The 623-nt window shown below is 54.1% G+C and carries 1 protein-coding gene; it reads right to left on the bottom strand.

Annotated elements, in window-relative coordinates; genetic code table 11:
- The coding region (locus HMPREF2792_RS09295; RefSeq protein WP_198530319.1) for an HNH endonuclease signature motif containing protein at nt 1-623 on the bottom strand (623 nt) is incomplete at both ends.

Raw genomic sequence — 623 nt, 5'->3', positions numbered from 1 at the left:
ATAACATCCCCACTGTAGGGGTCCAGCAGGTACTTTAAGGTGCCATCGGTTTTCATGTTGTGATGTCCTTGGCATAAACATGCCAGGTTCTTCGGATGGGTTGGCCCGCCTTCAGCCCAGTTATGCCGGTGATCAAGCTGGGTAAGAAAGGCAGGTTTCTCACACCCGCCGACCCGGCAGGTCCCGTCACGGCCTTCGACATGCTTGCGCATGACAATACCTGGCTGGTAGCCGTCTGCTTCGGCTACCTCGCCGGTTAAATCCCGGGTTTTATCATGCGGCATAGCCTCTTGCCGCCAGCCGAAGCCTTCAATAAAGGTCGGGGCATCATCTATATCGCAGGCTTGGTAGGTGTGTAAGACTACGGTGGCTGGTGGCTCAATCTCACCGGACAGCAGCTTTTTGACAGCATCCGGAATCGTCAGATCATGCTTGGCAGCGGTGTGGTGGATGAAGGCATCGAGTTTAATGCCGGTATCTTCAGTAACTTGGAGTTCTAGCCAGGCGGAGGTGCCATTAGAAGAAAACCGGTAGGCATCCTTGGGGCGGGTATCGCGATATGCGATGGAATCATCCAGGGTTTTACATATATCGCGGACTTTGCGTCTGATTTGGCTGCGGGT

The organism is Corynebacterium sp. HMSC068H04 (genome assembly GCF_001811255.1).
In the GTDB taxonomy this organism is placed as follows: domain Bacteria; phylum Actinomycetota; class Actinomycetes; order Mycobacteriales; family Mycobacteriaceae; genus Corynebacterium; species Corynebacterium hesseae.
This window is presented reverse-complemented; position numbering and strand designations above follow the sequence as displayed.